This window comes from Shigella dysenteriae (genome assembly GCF_022354085.1).
Taxonomy (GTDB): domain Bacteria; phylum Pseudomonadota; class Gammaproteobacteria; order Enterobacterales; family Enterobacteriaceae; genus Escherichia; species Escherichia coli.
In genome coordinates, this window is the sequence record NZ_CP055055.1 from 1144567 (window position 1) to 1161819 (window position 17253).

16 protein-coding genes and 2 pseudogenes are annotated in these 17253 nt (G+C 52.1%); 14 read left to right on the forward strand and 4 right to left on the reverse strand.

What is annotated here, in order from left to right; genetic code table 11:
- Positions 1-8: 8 nt before the first annotated feature.
- A pseudogene (locus HUZ68_RS05480) lies at positions 9-2687 on the forward strand (Tn3-like element TnAs3 family transposase); the annotation flags it as partial.
- 66 nt (positions 2688-2753) lie between these two features.
- The gene (locus HUZ68_RS05485) at positions 2754-3131 is read left to right on the forward strand and encodes a GNAT family N-acetyltransferase (protein WP_000656305.1); all 378 of its coding nucleotides are present in this window, start codon (positions 2754-2756) and stop codon (positions 3129-3131) included.
- 200 nt (positions 3132-3331) lie between these two features.
- Here HUZ68_RS05485 and HUZ68_RS05490 read toward each other — a convergent pair whose 3' ends face one another.
- Complete coding sequence (locus HUZ68_RS05490; RefSeq protein WP_000412211.1) at positions 3332-3991, reverse strand: type A-1 chloramphenicol O-acetyltransferase; 660 nt, start codon at positions 3989-3991, stop codon at positions 3332-3334.
- A 278-nt stretch (positions 3992-4269) separates the two neighbouring features.
- Here HUZ68_RS05490 and HUZ68_RS05495 point away from each other — a divergent pair.
- Both HUZ68_RS05495 and HUZ68_RS05500 read left to right on the forward strand, forming a co-directional pair.
- Positions 4270-4967 (forward strand): IS1-like element IS1B family transposase gene (locus HUZ68_RS05495; protein WP_095033700.1). Its coding sequence is split into 2 segments (ribosomal slippage): positions 4270-4519 and positions 4519-4967, totalling 699 coding nucleotides; the frame shifts between segments, so codons are not numbered across the junction.
- A gap of 17 nt (positions 4968-4984) precedes the next feature.
- Positions 4985-5998, forward strand: a pseudogene (locus HUZ68_RS05500) (hypothetical protein); the annotation flags it as partial.
- Positions 5999-6018: 20 nt separating this feature from the next.
- On the opposite strand, the gene acpH reads toward HUZ68_RS05500, so the two are convergent.
- The gene (acpH, locus tag HUZ68_RS05505) at positions 6019-6600 is read right to left on the reverse strand and encodes an ACP phosphodiesterase (protein ID WP_001009882.1); all 582 of its coding nucleotides are present in this window, start codon (positions 6598-6600) and stop codon (positions 6019-6021) included.
- Positions 6601-6692: 92 nt separating this feature from the next.
- On the opposite strand from acpH, the gene queA reads away from it, so the two are divergent.
- The 6 genes from queA (at position 6693) to yajD (ending at position 12633) form a co-directional block, all read left to right on the forward strand.
- The gene (gene queA / locus HUZ68_RS05510; protein ID WP_001266492.1) at positions 6693-7763 is read left to right on the forward strand and encodes a tRNA preQ1(34) S-adenosylmethionine ribosyltransferase-isomerase QueA; all 1071 of its coding nucleotides are present in this window, start codon (positions 6693-6695) and stop codon (positions 7761-7763) included.
- 54 nt (positions 7764-7817) lie between these two features.
- On the forward strand, positions 7818-8945 hold the full coding sequence (gene tgt / locus HUZ68_RS05515; protein WP_000667319.1) for a tRNA guanosine(34) transglycosylase Tgt: 1128 nt from the start codon (positions 7818-7820) through the stop codon (positions 8943-8945).
- Between the two features lie 22 nt (positions 8946-8967).
- On the forward strand, positions 8968-9300 hold the full coding sequence (gene yajC / locus HUZ68_RS05520; RefSeq protein ID WP_000007629.1) for a preprotein translocase subunit YajC: 333 nt from the start codon (positions 8968-8970) through the stop codon (positions 9298-9300).
- Between the two features lie 27 nt (positions 9301-9327).
- Positions 9328-11175, forward strand: coding sequence for a protein translocase subunit SecD (gene secD / locus HUZ68_RS05525; RefSeq protein WP_000934822.1), 1848 nt, complete (start codon positions 9328-9330; stop codon positions 11173-11175).
- 10 nt (positions 11176-11185) lie between these two features.
- Entirely contained in the window at positions 11186-12157 is a 972-nt protein-coding gene (gene secF, locus HUZ68_RS05530) for a protein translocase subunit SecF (protein ID WP_000046637.1), read from the forward strand.
- 128 nt (positions 12158-12285) lie between these two features.
- Positions 12286-12633, forward strand: coding sequence for an HNH nuclease YajD (gene yajD, locus HUZ68_RS05535; protein WP_112338134.1), 348 nt, complete (start codon positions 12286-12288; stop codon positions 12631-12633).
- A 176-nt stretch (positions 12634-12809) separates the two neighbouring features.
- Here the strand turns inward: yajD and tsx are convergent, their stop codons facing one another.
- Positions 12810-13694: a nucleoside-specific channel-forming protein Tsx gene (tsx, locus tag HUZ68_RS05540; RefSeq protein WP_001295328.1), complete on the reverse strand. Its 885-nt coding sequence runs from the start codon at positions 13692-13694 to the stop codon at positions 12810-12812.
- A 298-nt stretch (positions 13695-13992) separates the two neighbouring features.
- Complete coding sequence (locus HUZ68_RS05545; RefSeq protein ID WP_001362411.1) at positions 13993-14532, reverse strand: SadB/YajI family lipoprotein; 540 nt, start codon at positions 14530-14532, stop codon at positions 13993-13995.
- A 150-nt stretch (positions 14533-14682) separates the two neighbouring features.
- Between HUZ68_RS05545 and nrdR the strand changes: the two genes are divergently transcribed.
- From nrdR to nusB, 4 genes are all read left to right on the forward strand, one after another.
- Positions 14683-15132, forward strand: coding sequence for a transcriptional regulator NrdR (gene nrdR / locus HUZ68_RS05550; protein ID WP_000543535.1), 450 nt, complete (start codon positions 14683-14685; stop codon positions 15130-15132).
- 3 nt (positions 15133-15135) lie between these two features.
- On the forward strand, positions 15136-16239 hold the full coding sequence (gene ribD, locus HUZ68_RS05555) for a bifunctional diaminohydroxyphosphoribosylaminopyrimidine deaminase/5-amino-6-(5-phosphoribosylamino)uracil reductase RibD (RefSeq protein ID WP_001150437.1): 1104 nt from the start codon (positions 15136-15138) through the stop codon (positions 16237-16239).
- An 88-nt stretch (positions 16240-16327) separates the two neighbouring features.
- Positions 16328-16798: a 6,7-dimethyl-8-ribityllumazine synthase gene (gene ribH, locus HUZ68_RS05560; RefSeq protein WP_001021161.1), complete on the forward strand. Its 471-nt coding sequence runs from the start codon at positions 16328-16330 to the stop codon at positions 16796-16798.
- A gap of 19 nt (positions 16799-16817) precedes the next feature.
- Positions 16818-17237, forward strand: a complete 420-nt coding sequence (nusB, locus tag HUZ68_RS05565) for a transcription antitermination factor NusB (protein ID WP_000801125.1) — start codon at positions 16818-16820, stop codon at positions 17235-17237.
- Positions 17238-17253: the final 16 nt, after the last annotated feature.

Below are 17253 nucleotides of genomic sequence, written 5' to 3' on the forward strand. Positions count from 1 at the left end.
TAACTTTGCAACAGTGCCGGCGCGAGCACCTGAGCGAGCTGCAAACCGTGTTCGGTTTCCGGCCCTTCACCATGAGCCATTACCGGCAGGCCGTCCAGATGCTGACCGAGCTGGCGATGCAAACCGACAAAGGCATCGTGCTGGCCAGCGCCTTGATCGGGCACCTGCGGCGGCAGTCGGTCATTCTGCCCGCCCTCAACGCCGTCGAGCGGGCGAGTGCCGAGGCGATCACCCGTGCTAACCGGCGCATCTACGACGCCTTGGCCGAACCACTGGCGGACGCGCATCGCCGCCGCCTCGACGATCTGCTCAAGCGCCGGGACAACGGCAAGACGACCTGGTTGGCTTGGTTGCGCCAGTCTCCGGCCAAGCCAAATTCGCGGCATATGCTGGAACACATCGAACGCCTCAAGGCATGGCAGGCACTCGATCTGCCTACCGGCATCGAGCGGCTGGTTCACCAGAACCGCCTGCTCAAGATTGCCCGCGAGGGCGGCCAGATGACACCCGCCGACCTGGCCAAATTCGAGCCGCAACGGCGCTACGCCACTCTCGTGGCGCTGGCCACCGAGGGCATGGCCACCGTCACCGACGAAATCATCGACCTGCACGACCGCATCCTGGGTAAGCTGTTTAACGCTGCCAAGAATAAGCATCAGCAGCAGTTCCAGGCGTCAGGCAAGGCCATCAACGCCAAGGTACGTCTGTACGGGCGCATCGGTCAGGCGCTGATCGACGCCAAGCAATCAGGCCGCGATGCGTTTGCCGCCATCGAGGCCGTCATGTCCTGGGATTCCTTTGCCGAGAGCGTCACCGAGGCGCAGAAGCTCGCGCAACCCGATGACTTCGATTTCCTGCATCGCATCGGCGAGAGCTACGCCACCCTGCGCCGCTATGCACCGGAATTCCTTGCCGTGCTCAAGCTGCGGGCCGCGCCCGCCGCCAAAAACGTGCTTGATGCCATTGAGGTGCTGCGCGGCATGAACACCGACAACGCCCGCAAGCTGCCAGCCGATGCACCGACCGGCTTCATCAAGCCGCGCTGGCAGAAACTGGTGATGACCGACGCCGGCATCGACCGGCGCTACTACGAACTGTGCGCGCTGTCCGAGTTGAAGAACTCCCTGCGCTCGGGCGACATCTGGGTGCAGGGTTCACGCCAGTTCAAGGACTTCGAGGACTACCTGGTACCGCCCGAGAAGTTCACCAGCCTCAAGCAGTCCAGCGAATTGCCGCTGGCCGTGGCCACCGACTGCGAACAATATCTGCATGAGCGGCTGACGCTGCTGGAAGCACAACTTGCCACCGTCAACCGCATGGCGGCAGCCAACGACCTGCCGGATGCCATCATCACCGAGTCGGGCTTGAAGATCACGCCGCTGGATGCGGCGGTGCCCGACACCGCGCAGGCGCTGATAGACCAGACAGCCATGGTCCTGCCGCACGTCAAGATCACCGAACTGCTGCTCGAAGTCGATGAGTGGACGGGCTTCACCCGGCACTTCACGCACTTGAAATCGGGCGATCTGGCCAAGGACAAGAACCTGTTGTTGACCACGATCCTGGCCGACGCGATCAACCTGGGCCTGACCAAGATGGCCGAGTCCTGCCCCGGCACGACCTACGCGAAGCTCGCTTGGCTGCAAGCCTGGCATACCCGCGACGAAACGTACTCGACAGCGTTGGCTGAACTGGTCAACGCTCAGTTTCGGCATCCCTTTGCCGGGCACTGGGGCGATGGCACCACATCATCATCGGACGGACAGAATTTCCGAACCGCTAGCAAGGCAAAGAGCACGGGGCACATCAACCCAAAATATGGCAGCAGCCCAGGACGGACTTTCTACACCCACATCTCCGACCAATACGCGCCATTCCACACCAAGGTGGTCAATGTCGGCCTGCGCGACTCAACCTACGTGCTCGACGGCCTGCTGTACCACGAATCCGACCTGCGGATCGAGGAGCACTACACCGACACGGCGGGCTTCACCGATCACGTCTTCGCCCTGATGCACCTCTTGGGCTTCCGCTTCGCGCCGCGCATCCGCGACCTGGGCGACACCAAGCTCTACATCCCGAAGGGCGATGCCGCCTATGACGCGCTCAAGCCGATGATCGGCGGCACGCTCAACATCAAGCACGTCCGCGCCCATTGGGACGAAATCCTGCGGCTGGCCACCTCGATCAAGCAGGGCACGGTGACGGCCTCGCTGATGCTCAGGAAACTCGGCAGCTACCCGCGCCAGAACGGCTTGGCCGTCGCGCTGCGCGAGTTGGGCCGCATCGAGCGCACGCTGTTCATCCTCGACTGGCTGCAAAGCGTCGAGCTACGCCGCCGCGTGCATGCCGGGCTGAACAAGGGCGAGGCGCGCAATGCGCTGGCCCGTGCCGTGTTCTTCAACCGCCTTGGTGAAATCCGTGACCGCAGTTTCGAGCAGCAGCGCTACCGGGCCAGCGGCCTCAACCTGGTGACGGCGGCCATCGTGCTGTGGAACACGGTCTACCTGGAGCGTGCGGCGCATGCGTTGCGCGGCAATGGTCATGCCGTCGATGACTCGCTATTGCAGTACCTGTCGCCACTCGGCTGGGAGCACATCAACCTGACCGGTGATTACCTATGGCGCAGCAGCGCCAAGATCGGCGCGGGGAAGTCCAGGCCGCTACGGCCTCTGCAACCGGCTTAGCGTGCTTTATTTTCCGTTTTCTGAGACGACCCCTATTATGGCGAAGGTATCATTCAGGAAGCGTTGATGAAGGATTATCTCTGTAAAAAGTTATTCAACCGGCTTTCCGGTACCCTGGTGATCAGAGCGCGCTGCGGCAATAACATTACTGGCCTGGCATGTTGCAATATTCTTTATCCCTCGCCCCGATACAGCGGTCAGCTGCATATTAAAGAGCTGTATGTTTCTCAGTGCGATCGAAATAAGGGCACGGGTAAAGCGATAATGCGCTTTATAGCCCGGCTTGCGCTTGAACAGGAATGCCTTAGCCTTAGCTGGAACGCTGAAAAATCCAACCCCGGCGCTAACCGTTTTTATCAGGCTCTGGGAGGCAGAATAAATGATCATATCGTCAATTATTACCTCCACGGGGAGAGCCTGAGCAAACTGGCCTCAGGCATTTGAGAAGCACACGGTCACACTGCTTCCGGTAGTCAATAAACCGGTAAACCAGCAATAGACATAAGCGGCTATTTAACGACCCTGCCCTGAACCGACGACCGGGTCGAATTTGCTTTCGAATTTCTGCCATTCATCCGCTTATTATCACTTATTCAGGCGTAGCAACCAGGCGTTTAAGGGCACCAATAACTGCCTTAAAAAAATTACGCCCCGCCCTGCCACTCATCGCAGTACTGTTGTAATTCATTAAGCATTCTGCCGACATGGAAGCCATCACAAACGGCATGATGAACCTGAATCGCCAGCGGCATCAGCACCTTGTCGCCTTGCGTATAATATTTGCCCATGGTGAAAACGGGGGCGAAGAAGTTGTCCATATTGGCCACGTTTAAATCAAAACTGGTGAAACTCACCCAGGGATTGGCTGAGACGAAAAACATATTCTCAATAAACCCTTTAGGGAAATAGGCCAGGTTTTCACCGTAACACGCCACATCTTGCGAATATATGTGTAGAAACTGCCGGAAATCGTCGTGGTATTCACTCCAGAGCGATGAAAACGTTTCAGTTTGCTCATGGAAAACGGTGTAACAAGGGTGAACACTATCCCATATCACCAGCTCACCGTCTTTCATTGCCATACGGAATTCCGGATGAGCATTCATCAGGCGGGCAAGAATGTGAATAAAGGCCGGATAAAACTTGTGCTTATTTTTCTTTACGGTCTTTAAAAAGGCCGTAATATCCAGCTGAACGGTCTGGTTATAGGTACATTGAGCAACTGACTGAAATGCCTCAAAATGTTCTTTACGATGCCATTGGGATATATCAACGGTGGTATATCCAGTGATTTTTTTCTCCATTTTAGCTTCCTTAGCTCCTGAAAATCTCGATAACTCAAAAAATACGCCCGGTAGTGATCTTATTTCATTATGGTGAAAGTTGGAACCTCTTACGTGCCGATCAACGTCTCATTTTCGCCAAAAGTTGGCCCAGGGCTTCCCGGTATCAACAGGGACACCAGGATTTATTTATTCTGCGAAGTGATCTTCCGTCACAGGTATTTATTCGGCGCAAAGTGCGTCGGGTGATGCTGCCAACTTACTGATTTAGTGTATGATGGTGTTTTTGAGGTGCTCCAGTGGCTTCTGTTTCTATCAGCTGTCCCTCCTGTTCAGCTACTGACGGGGTGGTGCGTAACGGCAAAAGCACCGCCGGACATCAGCGCTATCTCTGCTCTCACTGCCGTAAAACATGGCAACTGCAGTTCACTTACACCGCTTCTCAACCCGGTACGCACCAGAAAATCATTGATATGGCCATGAATGGCGTTGGATGCCGGGCAACCGCCCGCATTATGGGCGTTGGCCTCAACACGATTTTCCGCCATTTAAAAAACTCAGGCCGCAGTCGGTAACCTCGCGCATACAGCCGGGCAGTGACGTCATCGTCTGCGCGGAAATGGACGAACAGTGGGGATACGTCGGGGCTAAATCGCGCCAGCGCTGGCTGTTTTACGCGTATGACAGGCTCCGGAAGACGGTTGTTGCGCACGTATTCGGTGAACGCACTATGGCGACGCTGGGGCGTCTTATGAGCCTGCTGTCACCCTTTGACGTGGTGATATGGATGACGGATGGCTGGCCGCTGTATGAATCCCGCCTGAAGGGAAAGCTGCACGTAATCAGCAAGCGATATACGCAGCGAATTGAGCGGCATAACCTGAATCTGAGGCAGCACCTGGCACGGCTGGGACGGAAGTCGCTGTCGTTCTCAAAATCGGTGGAGCTGCATGACAAAGTCATCGGGCATTATCTGAACATAAAACACTATCAATAAGTTGGAGTCATTACCCTAGTACACATGAATATAAAATAGATCATCAACAGTTGAAAAATCACATAAAGCAACTTGAGGAGTGGGCTCTTCTTGAAAAGTTTTATGATAACAACGCTTATTATTCTAAACGTACAAAACAATTAGAGAAGAAAATTACCGATGCGGGGTTTATAACAGGGAAGGTTAATGCCGAGAAGTTTAATGTAAAAGAGTTTAAAGACGATATAACCTCGATGCTTTGTGAACAGCCGCCCCTGCGTACACACCAGATTTCTTCATCCGGATACGTATCTGCAGATAAACTGCCCAAACTCTATGAGTTAAATTTGAAAGACGCGCAGAGAGATCTTAAAACAACACCGGTTGACATCGATGGTGTCAGTTTAAAATTTAAAACTCGGGAAAGAATTGCAGAAGAAATTGCGAAAAAAACTGCGGAAAAAACTGCGAAAAAAAATTCGGAAATAATTGCGAAACAAAATGCGAATAGCATTGAGGAGAAGAATATTGAAAAAAACAAGAAAGAAACAAATCCTGAAGATAATTTTGTCTTAAAATTCTCACAGGAAGAAATCAATGAGATGCTCCTGGATTACAGCGACGAAGAACAAAAAAAATTAAGACCTTTTTTCACTAGTGATCACATCTATTGTTTGTTCGATGCTTTTAGTCAGTGTTTGTATAATGTTGCTCGTGATGGCAGTCCACGGTATGCAGGTTTACTACAACAAATAGCATCCAAGTGTGCGATATTACAAGATTTTGATCAACAATTGTTCTGGCGCACGTTTTCAGGAGGAGTCTTCCATCGACGTATCTCTGTGAACAGCGAGCCAGAAAAGACAGATGTATGGCGATTCAGTACACAATTTGATTTTCCACATATAAATGACAACGGAGAGTTGTCCAGAACGGTACTCATGTTCGAGGGGGTTGCTGAAAGCAACTTTAAAGATATCGCCAATCATTCCAGCGAATGTTTTTCTTACAGTTGTTATGCCGCTCCGCTGGATGTGAATGCTAAAAAATAGTGACGCCGGAACTTGAAGTTTCAGAGCGCCTTGCGTGACGCCTGCGCCATCATCCGTGGATAAAACTGCCAGAAGCGGGTTTCGAGGGCGGCATAATGGGCGTCTAAATCGTACCAGGAGTCACGCAGGGCATCCAGACGTGGGCGACGGCTTGCCATGCCGTTTAACACGTTCTGGATGAAATCCATATCGCGATAGCGCACCAGCCACTGCTCTGACCATAAGTAGTTGTTCAGGTTGATAAAGCGTGGCGGTGAGTCCGGCAAAATTGTCATCACTTGCTCGCGGGCATAACAAACAAATTCCTGTAGCGGAAAGTCCGGCGACAGCTGCGACCAGTGACGGGAAAGAAAGTGATCCCACATGACATCCAGCGTAATAGGCGCAACGCGGCGAGTTTCACTACGAAACCACTCCCGTGCTTCGCGGACTTCCGGCAGATTGTCAGTCAATACGTCGATACGTCGATGCATATGAATGCCAGCCACGACGTCGGGCGGAAAACTTTCTTCAGGATTTCCGCGTACGAAATCAGCCAGCAAATTGCCGGAAAGCGAGCTTTCCGCGAGATGGGCTAAATGCAGGTGTGCTAAAAAATTCATCGATTATATTCTATCCAAAGGGGGGTAAAGGTTGCAGGGAGAGCGCCCCGGCACTAGACTACCCGCCTCTTATTTTAGTCTGAGTCAGTGTCATGCGCGTTACCGATTTCTCCTTTGAATTGCCCGAATCCCTGATTGCCCACTATCCGATGCCTGAACGCAGTAGCTGTCGTTTACTGTCGCTGGACGGGCCGACGGGCGCGCTGACGCACGGTACTTTCACCGATTTACTCGATAAGCTCAACCCCGGCGATCTTCTGGTTTTTAATAATACCCGCGTGATCCCGGCGCGCCTGTTTGGGCGTAAAGCCAGCGGCGGCAAGATTGAAGTGCTGGTTGAGCGGATGCTCGACGACAAACGCATTCTTGCGCATATTCGCGCCTCGAAAGCGCCAAAACCTGGCGCAGAACTGTTGCTGGGCGATGACGAAAGTATCAACGCAACAATGACCGCGCGCCACGGCGCACTGTTTGAAGTCGAATTTAATGATGATCGTTCGGTGCTGGATATTCTCAACAGCATCGGCCATATGCCGCTGCCGCCGTATATCGACCGTCCGGACGAAGACGCTGACCGCGAACTTTATCAAACCGTTTATAGCGAAAAACCGGGCGCGGTTGCAGCCCCGACCGCTGGTCTGCATTTTGACGAACCTTTGCTGGAAAAATTACGCGCCAAAGGCGTGGAGATGGCGTTTGTGACGTTGCACGTTGGTGCGGGCACCTTCCAGCCGGTGCGCGTCGACACCATTGAAGATCACATCATGCACTCGGAATACGCTGAAGTACCGCAGGATGTGGTAGACGCGGTACTGGCGGCGAAAGCGCGCGGTAACCGGGTGATTGCGGTTGGCACCACTTCAGTACGTTCGCTGGAAAGCGCGGCACAGGCGGCAAAAAACGATCTTATCGAACCGTTCTTTGACGATACCCAAATCTTTATCTATCCGGGCTTCCAGTACAAAGTGGTCGATGCGCTGGTGACGAACTTCCACTTGCCAGAGTCGACGCTGATTATGCTGGTTTCGGCCTTTGCCGGTTATCAACACACCATGAATGCCTATAAAGCGGCGGTAGAAGAGAAATATCGCTTTTTTAGTTACGGTGATGCGATGTTTATCACGTACAATCCGCAGGCAATTAATGAGCGCGTCGGGGAGTAATTCCGCGGCGCTGGTTTAAACGTTGGACTGTTTTTCTGACGTAGTGGAGAAAAAATGAAATTTGAACTGGACACCACCGACGGTCGCGCACGCCGTGGCCGCCTGGTCTTTGATCGTGGCGTAGTGGAAACGCCTTGTTTTATGCCTGTTGGCACCTACGGCACCGTAAAAGGGATGACGCCGGAAGAAGTTGAAGCCACTGGCGCACAAATTATCCTCGGCAACACCTTCCACCTGTGGCTGCGCCCGGGCCAGGAAATCATGAAACTGCACGGCGATCTGCACGATTTTATGCAGTGGAAGGGACCGATCCTCACCGACTCCGGCGGCTTCCAGGTCTTCAGCCTTGGTGATATTCGTAAAATCACCGAACAGGGCGTTCACTTCCGTAACCCGATCAACGGCGACCCGATTTTCCTCGACCCGGAAAAGTCGATGGAGATTCAGTACGATCTTGGTTCGGATATCGTCATGATCTTTGATGAGTGTACGCCGTATCCTGCTGACTGGGATTACGCAAAACGCTCTATGGAGATGTCTCTGCGTTGGGCGAAGCGTAGCCGTGAGCGTTTTGACAGTCTCGGAAACAAAAATGCGCTGTTTGGTATCATTCAGGGCAGCGTTTACGAAGATTTACGTGATATTTCTGTTAAAGGTCTGGTAGATATCGGTTTTGATGGCTACGCTGTCGGCGGTCTGGCTGTGGGTGAGCCGAAAGCAGATATGCACCGCATTCTGGAGCATGTATGCCCGCAAATTCCGGCAGACAAACCGCGTTACCTGATGGGCGTTGGTAAACCAGAAGACCTGGTTGAAGGCGTACGTCGCGGTATCGATATGTTTGACTGCGTAATGCCAACCCGCAACGCCCGAAATGGTCATTTGTTCGTGACCGATGGCGTGGTGAAAATCCGCAATGCGAAGTATAAGAGCGATACTGGCCCACTCGATCCTGAGTGTGATTGCTACACCTGTCGCAATTATTCACGCGCTTACTTGCATCATCTCGACCGTTGCAACGAAATATTAGGCGCGCGACTCAACACCATTCATAACCTTCGTTACTACCAGCGTTTGATGGCGGGTTTACGCAAGGCTATTGAAGAGGGTAAATTAGAGAGCTTCGTAACTGATTTTTACCAGCGTCAGGGGCGAGAAGTACCACCTTTGAACGTTGATTAATATTAATAATGAGGGAAATTTAATGAGCTTTTTTATTTCTGATGCGGTAGCGGCAACGGGTGCACCGGCGCAAGGTAGCCCGATGTCTTTGATTTTGATGCTGGTGGTATTCGGTCTGATTTTCTATTTCATGATCCTGCGTCCACAGCAGAAGCGCACTAAAGAACACAAAAAGCTGATGGACTCCATTGCCAAAGGTGATGAAGTTCTGACGAACGGTGGCCTGGTCGGTCGTGTAACCAAAGTAGCGGAAAACGGCTACATTGCTATCGCGCTGAATGACACCACTGAAGTAGTTATTAAACGTGACTTCGTAGCTGCCGTCCTGCCGAAAGGCACCATGAAGGCGCTGTAATTAAAATTTTTCCCTAAGGGAATTGCCGTGTTAAACCGTTATCCTTTGTGGAAGTACGTCATGCTGATCGTGGTGATTGTCATCGGTCTGCTGTATGCGCTTCCCAACCTGTTTGGTGAGGATCCGGCTGTTCAGATCACTGGTGCGCGCGGAGTCGCCGCCAGTGAGCAAACGCTGATCCAGGTCCAGAAAACGTTACAAGAAGAAAAAATAACTGCTAAGTCTGTGGCACTGGAAGAGGGCGCTATTCTTGCGCGCTTCGACTCCACTGACACCCAGCTGCGCGCTCGTGAAGCATTAATGGGCGTTATGGGTGACAAATACGTCGTGGCGCTTAACCTTGCCCCGGCAACGCCGCGCTGGCTGGCAGCTATTCACGCTGAGCCGATGAAGCTCGGCCTTGACCTGCGTGGCGGCGTTCACTTCCTGATGGAAGTGGATATGGACACCGCGCTTGGCAAACTCCAGGAACAAAATATCGATAGCCTGCGCAGCGACCTGCGCGAAAAAGGCATCCCGTATACCACCGTTCGTAAAGAAAACAACTACGGCCTGAGCATTACTTTCCGCGATGCTAAAGCTCGTGATGAAGCCATTGCGTATCTGAGCAAGCGCCATCCGGACCTGGTGATTAGCAGCCAGGGCAGCAACCAGCTGCGTGCGGTAATGAGCGATGCTCGTCTGAGTGAAGCGCGTGAATATGCGGTGCAGCAGAACATCAATATCCTGCGTAACCGTGTAAACCAACTTGGCGTGGCGGAGCCGGTGGTTCAGCGTCAGGGTGCTGACCGTATCGTTGTTGAACTGCCAGGTATTCAGGACACTGCGCGTGCGAAAGAGATTCTGGGTGCGACGGCAACGCTGGAATTCCGTCTGGTAAACACCAACGTTGATCAGGCCGCTGCGGCATCCGGTCGCGTACCGGGCGACTCTGAAGTGAAACAGACCCGCGAAGGTCAGCCGGTTGTGCTGTACAAACGCGTAATTCTGACCGGTGACCATATCACCGACTCCACTTCCAGCCAGGACGAATACAACCAGCCGCAGGTTAACATCTCGCTCGATAGCGCTGGTGGCAACATTATGTCTAACTTCACCAAGGACAACATCGGCAAACCGATGGCAACCCTGTTTGTGGAGTACAAAGACAGCGGTAAGAAAGATGCAAATGGTCGTGCGGTTCTGGTGAAACAGGAAGAGGTGATTAACATCGCCAACATCCAGTCTCGTCTGGGTAACAGCTTCCGTATCACCGGCATCAACAACCCGAACGAAGCCCGTCAGCTGTCACTGCTGCTGCGTGCCGGTGCGTTGATCGCGCCGATTCAGATTGTTGAAGAACGTACAATTGGCCCGACCCTGGGTATGCAGAACATTGAGCAGGGGCTGGAGGCTTGCCTTGCCGGTCTGCTGGTTTCTATTCTGTTCATGATCATCTTCTATAAGAAGTTTGGTCTGATTGCGACCAGTGCTCTGATTGCCAACTTGATCTTGATCGTCGGTATTATGTCGCTGTTGCCAGGCGCAACACTGAGTATGCCAGGTATCGCGGGTATCGTCTTAACCCTTGCGGTAGCGGTCGATGCGAACGTACTGATCAACGAACGTATTAAAGAAGAGTTGAGCAACGGACGTACTGTTCAACAGGCAATTGATGAAGGTTATCGTGGCGCATTCAGTTCTATCTTCGATGCGAACATCACCACGCTGATTAAAGTCATCATCCTGTACGCAGTGGGTACCGGGGCAATTAAAGGGTTCGCGATTACTACCGGTATCGGTGTGGCGACGTCGATGTTTACCGCGATTGTCGGTACGCGTGCCATCGTAAACCTGCTATATGGCGGCAAGCGCGTCAAGAAGCTGTCAATCTGAGGAGTGCGATGTGGCACAGGAATATACTGTTGAACAACTAAACCACGGCCGTAAAGTCTATGACTTTATGCGCTGGGACTACTGGGCTTTCGGCATCTCTGGTCTGCTGTTAATCGCTGCTATCGTTATTATGGGCGTGCGCGGCTTTAACTGGGGGCTGGATTTCACCGGTGGTACGGTTATCGAAATTACGCTCGAAAAACCGGCTGAAATTGACGTAATGCGTGATGCATTGCAAAAAGCCGGTTTTGAAGAGCCAATGCTGCAAAACTTTGGTAGCAGCCACGACATCATGGTCCGTATGCCGCCTGCTGAAGGCGAAACCGGCGGTCAGGTGCTGGGCAGCCAGGTTCTGAAGGTGATTAACGAATCCACCAATCAGAATGCAGCAGTGAAGCGTATTGAGTTCGTCGGTCCGAGCGTGGGGGCAGACCTTGCGCAAACCGGTGCGATGGCGTTGATGGCAGCGCTGCTGTCTATCCTCGTGTACGTAGGTTTCCGCTTTGAGTGGCGACTGGCGGCAGGGGTGGTTATTGCGCTGGCGCACGACGTTATCATTACGCTGGGTATTTTGTCGTTATTCCATATCGAGATTGACCTGACCATTGTGGCATCGTTGATGTCGGTTATCGGTTACTCGCTTAACGACAGTATCGTGGTATCGGACCGAATTCGTGAAAACTTCCGCAAGATCCGTCGCGGTACGCCTTACGAAATCTTTAACGTGTCCTTGACCCAGACGCTGCACCGTACCTTGATCACATCCGGTACTACCTTGATGGTTATCCTGATGCTGTATCTCTTCGGTGGTCCGGTACTGGAAGGCTTCTCGCTGACCATGCTTATCGGTGTTTCCATCGGTACTGCATCTTCCATCTATGTGGCATCTGCGTTGGCTCTGAAACTGGGTATGAAGCGCGAACACATGTTGCAGCAGAAAGTGGAAAAAGAAGGGGCGGATCAGCCGTCAATTCTGCCGTAATCAAGTTCCCGTTGATGTTGAAAATCCCGGTCAGAAGATCGGGATTTTTTTTGATGTATGGAGATTGCGAAAATCCCCGCATCTTGGGAAACTGCGCGTAACCCTACATTTCATCCAGGTAACTTTTCATGGCTATCATCCCAAAAAACTATGCGCGGTTAGAAAGCGGCTATCGCGAAAAAGCATTAAAAATCTATCCGTGGGTCTGCGGTCGCTGTTCCCGCGAGTTTGTTTATTCCAACATGCGTGAACTTACCGTTCACCACATTGATCACGACCATACCAATAACCCGGAAGATGGCAGTAACTGGGAATTGCTTTGTCTCTATTGCCACGATCATGAGCATTCGAAATATACCGAAGCGGATCAGTATGGTACGACCGTTATCGCAGGGGAAGATGCGCAGAAAGATGTCGGTGAAGCGAAGTACAACCCATTCGCTGACCTGAAAGCGATGATGAACAAGAAGAAGTGATTAAAACGTAAAAATGCCTGATGCGCTACGCTTATCAGGCCTACGTTATTTCAGCAATATATTGAATTTACGTGCTTTTGTGGGCCGGACAAAGCGTTTACGCCGCATCCGGCATGAACAAAGCGCACGTTGTTAACAATCTGAAATGCCGGGAATAAATCCCGGCATTTTCATAATCAGAAGTTGTAACCTACTACCAGGTAACCACCCCAGCCGGTAGAGCGAACGTTGAAGTTGCCGTTGCCGAAGTTCAGTTCTGCATCGTCGTTCCACTGCCCACCGTCGTGCCAGTAACGAGCTACGACAGAGTAGTGCCAGTGATCGTAGTTCAGAGCCAGAATATGGCTGGAAGCGATAGAGTTATTAGTACGGGTCTTAATACCGTTGATTGCGTTACCGCTGTCATCCCCTAAATCGGAACCCCAGTCGAAGTTGGTGAAGCCGATGTAGCTCAGCTGACCGCCCCACAGATCGGTAATCGGCACAAAGTATTTAATTTTGAAACGGTAACCGTCCCACTCGTTTTCGTTCGCTGCGCCATAGTTCTGCCACTGGTATTTCGCATAGACGTTCATGGACAGGCTCATCGGCAGGCCAGTGTCGATATCGGTACCCAGACCCATGTACCAGGTGCTCTGGCGACCATCTTTATTACGACCCATGTCGTAAATGTAGTTGTTCGCGAAGTACCACTCTTTGAACGGACCGAAGCTAAGGTCAGTATTGGTCAGCTTGTCGATGGAGAAACGTGGTTCGATTTCCATAAACAGCGGAGAACCGTGGTTCCAGATACCTTTTGCATCGGAGTTACCGCCGAAGAATACCGGCGCATCCGCATAACCATAGAAGTCGAACCAGTCTTTTTTAGCGAATGCTTCGTACTCAAGGTAGGTATCGTTGCGGATCTGCGGTCCGAAACGGGTGTGATAGCTTCCGACAACGTTAACGCTCTGGTGCCACCAGTCGGAAAGATACTGCGGTTTGTCGTTTTCAGCTGCGTTGACAGTAAAAGACGAAGAGAGCGCCAGTACCGCACCGGCTGCCAGTAATGTTTTTTTCATATGTATGCCACTGTTTGAAAATCCCTTGCGGGAGTGAAAAAGGCGCAAATTGCGTTTCTAAATATTTCGTATACAGAGGAGCCTATTATAAAAATCATTGCTCACAAAAATATGTTTCGTTTCACAGTTCTATCATTTACGTAATCGATTGCGTTCACGTTTACACACATTCGGGCAGGGATTGTACTGACTTTCACCCTTGTTGCAAACTTTTACTATCAATCTGGGTGATGTAAGCGGAGTAACAAAATGACGGGGAAAGATGTTGCGGGACGCACAAAATTGCCCCGCAATACGTTTACTGCATAACAGGTTGAATGTCGTGGATACGTACAAAGTCTAACTGATCCACAGAAATCCCCTTTAACTGTAACGGAATATCAACATCGCTGGGGGCGAGGACGCTGGCAGGGGCATTAATCAATTGATTCTGCACATTGATTTCCTGAAAGTTGTCTATTGTTCCCTGAATTTGCCCATATTCAACAGTTCCGCTGAATGCGGGCAAGGGATCATTCGACTCGCCCTGAATACGTAGCGTCAGGGTGGTGCCATCTGTATCAGGCGTAATATTCACCAGCGACATACGTAAAGTACCGATCTGGCTTTCCAGTCTTGCCGGTGTTTTCGCTCCAGGCAGAAGGTAAACCCCACTGCTGGATTTTGCATTCAGCCTGTTTTGCTGAGTGATTTTGACTGTTTCTTGATTGAGTTGCGTCATCTCCTGGTTCAGCGTGCTGACGCTGTGTTTCATCTGTCGCACTTCGCTTTGCTGCACACAGGCGCTAAGGCTGAACAGGCTTCCCAGCAGGAGCAGTCGAAAAACGTTAGTATTCATAGGTCGTCCCTTTCTCGTCGCAATTAGCCTAATGGTAGAGGGTAAAAGCAGCGAAAGCATCGATCCTTTATCTCAAAAGCGTTGCGCCTTTGTTGTATCGTCAGTTCAGGGTAAAATAGATTTCTGTTAACCACCTGGTCAGGACGCCGTATGCATTGCCCATTCTGTTTCGCCGTGGACACTAAGGTAATTGACTCTCGTCTCGTGGGCGAGGGTTCATCCGTACGCCGCCGTCGGCAGTGTCTGGTGTGTAATGAACGTTTCACCACCTTTGAAGTGGCGGAGCTGGTTATGCCGCGTGTTGTAAAAAGCAACGACGTGCGTGAACCGTTTAATGAAGAAAAATTACGTAGCGGAATGCTGCGGGCGCTGGAAAAACGTCCGGTGAGTTCCGATGACGTCGAAATGGCAATCAATCATATTAAATCGCAGCTGCGCGCCACCGGTGAGCGCGAAGTGCCGAGCAAGATGATTGGCAATCTGGTGATGGAGCAATTGAAAAAGCTCGATAAAGTCGCCTATATCCGTTTTGCCTCTGTCTACCGCAGTTTCGAAGATATCAAAGAATTTGGCGAAGAGATCGCGCGCCTGGAGGACTAAGCCGTGCAGGACGAGTATTACATGGCGCGGGCGCTAAAGCTGGCGCAACGAGGACGTTTTACCACCCACCCCAACCCGAATGTCGGGTGCGTCATTGTCAAAGATGGCGAAATTGTCGGTGAAGGTTACCACCAACGAGCGGGTGAACCACATGCCGAAGTACACGCGTTGCGTATGGCGGGTGAAAAAGCCAAAGGTGCGACCGCTTATGTCACACTCGAACCCTGTAGCCATCATGGTCGTACGCCACCGTGCTGTGACGCACTCATCGCCGCTGGCGTAGCGCGCGTGGTCGCTGCGATGCAGGACCCGAACCCGCAGGTCGCTGGGCGTGGACTTTACCGTTTGCAACAGGCTGGCATTGACGTCAGCCACGGGCTGATGATGAGTGAAGCCGAGCAATTGAATAAAGGCTTTCTCAAGCGGATGCGCACCGGCTTTCCTTATATTCAGTTAAAACTTGGCGCATCGCTTGATGGCCGCACGGCGATGGCGAGCGGCGAAAGCCAGTGGATCACTTCGCCTCAGGCGCGGCGCGACGTACAACGACTGCGCGCACAAAGTCATGCCATTTTAACCAGCAGCGCTACGGTGCTGGCGGATGATCCTGCCTTAACGGTGCGTTGGTCTGAACTGGATGAACAAACTCAGGCGCTCTATCCGCAACAAAATCTCCGTCAGCCGGTACGTATTGTGATTGATAGCCAAAATCGCGTGACGCCGGAACATCACATTGTGCAGCAGCCCGGCGAAACCTGGTTCGCGCGTACGCAGGAAGATTCTCGTGAGTGGCCGGAAACGGTGCGTACCTTGCTGATTCCAGAGCATAAAGGTCATCTGGATCTGGTTGTACTGATGATGCAACTGGGTAAACAGCAGATTAACAGCATCTGGGTGGAAGCGGGGCCAACGCTCGCTGGCGCATTGCTGCAGGCGGGTTTAGTCGATGAGCTGATTGTCTATATCGCACCTAAACTATTAGGCAGCGACGCCCGTGGATTATGCACACTGCCAGGGCTTGAGAAATTAGCTGACGCCCCCCAATTTAAATTCAAAGAGATACGTCATGTAGGCCCGGATGTTTGCCTGCATTTAGTGGGTGCATGATCTCCCGGCTCGAAAGGGAAGCAGCGCACGAAATATTATGCTAAAATCCGCCCCCCTGCGGGGCCATACTCGAACCCGAAGGAAGAAAATGAACATTATTGAAGCTAACGTTGCTACCCCGGACGCTCGCGTCGCCATCACCATCGCGCGTTTCAACAACTTTATCAATGACAGCCTGCTGGAAGGTGCAATTGATGCACTGAAACGTATCGGTCAGGTAAAAGATGAAAACATTACCGTTGTTTGGGTGCCTGGTGCCTATGAGCTGCCGCTGGCGGCGGGTGCACTGGCTAAAACCGGTAAATACGACGCGGTGATTGCGCTGGGTACGGTTATTCGTGGTGGCACTGCCCATTTTGAATATGTCGCTGGTGGTGCAAGCAACGGCCTGGCGCATGTTGCCCAGGACAGCGAAATTCCGGTTGCTTTTGGGGTTCTGACCACTGAAAGCATTGAACAAGCGATCGAACGTGCTGGCACCAAAGCTGGCAACAAAGGTGCAGAAGCTGCACTGACCGCGCTTGAAATGATTAATGTATTGAAAGCCATCAAGGCCTGAAATTAGTAAGGGGAAATCCGTGAAACCTGCTGCTCGTCGCCGCGCTCGTGAGTGTGCCGTCCAGGCGCTCTACTCCTGGCAGTTGTCCCAGAACGACATCGCTGATGTTGAATACCAGTTCCTGGCTGAACAGGATGTAAAAGACGTTGACGTCCTGTACTTCCGTGAGCTGCTGGCCGGGGTGGCGACTAATACCGCATACCTCGACGGACTGATGAAGCCATACCTGTCCCGCCTGCTGGAAGAACTGGGACAGGTAGAAAAAGCAGTACTGCGCATTGCGCTGTACGAACTGTCTAAACGTAGCGATGTGCCATACAAAGTGGCCATTAACGAAGCGATCGAACTGGCGAAATCGTTCGGCGCAGAAGACAGCCATAAGTTCGTCAACGGCGTACTCGATAAAGCAGCACCTGTGATTCGCCCTAACAAAAAGTGATATCCAGGCCGGTAGA

What these genes read in the sequence shown, in the direction of transcription:
- yajC (WP_000007629.1), top strand. Translation starts at nt 8,968, where the DNA reads ATGAGCTTTTTTATTTCTGATGCGGTAGCGGCAACGGGTGCACCGGCG.
- acpH (WP_001009882.1), bottom strand. Translation starts at nt 6,600, where the DNA reads ATGAATTTTTTAGCACACCTGCATTTAGCCCATCTCGCGGAAAGCTCG.
- HUZ68_RS05490 (WP_000412211.1), bottom strand. Translation starts at nt 3,991, where the DNA reads ATGGAGAAAAAAATCACTGGATATACCACCGTTGATATATCCCAATGG.
- tsx (WP_001295328.1), bottom strand. Translation starts at nt 13,694, where the DNA reads ATGAAAAAAACATTACTGGCAGCCGGTGCGGTACTGGCGCTCTCTTCG.
- queA (WP_001266492.1), top strand. Translation starts at nt 6,693, where the DNA reads ATGCGCGTTACCGATTTCTCCTTTGAATTGCCCGAATCCCTGATTGCC.
- yajD (WP_112338134.1), top strand. Translation starts at nt 12,286, where the DNA reads ATGGCTATCATCCCAAAAAACTATGCGCGGTTAGAAAGCGGCTATCGC.
- HUZ68_RS05545 (WP_001362411.1), bottom strand. Translation starts at nt 14,532, where the DNA reads ATGAATACTAACGTTTTTCGACTGCTCCTGCTGGGAAGCCTGTTCAGC.
- HUZ68_RS05485 (WP_000656305.1), top strand. Translation starts at nt 2,754, where the DNA reads ATGAAGGATTATCTCTGTAAAAAGTTATTCAACCGGCTTTCCGGTACC.
- ribH (WP_001021161.1), top strand. Translation starts at nt 16,328, where the DNA reads ATGAACATTATTGAAGCTAACGTTGCTACCCCGGACGCTCGCGTCGCC.
- nrdR (WP_000543535.1), top strand. Translation starts at nt 14,683, where the DNA reads ATGCATTGCCCATTCTGTTTCGCCGTGGACACTAAGGTAATTGACTCT.
- tgt (WP_000667319.1), top strand. Translation starts at nt 7,818, where the DNA reads ATGAAATTTGAACTGGACACCACCGACGGTCGCGCACGCCGTGGCCGC.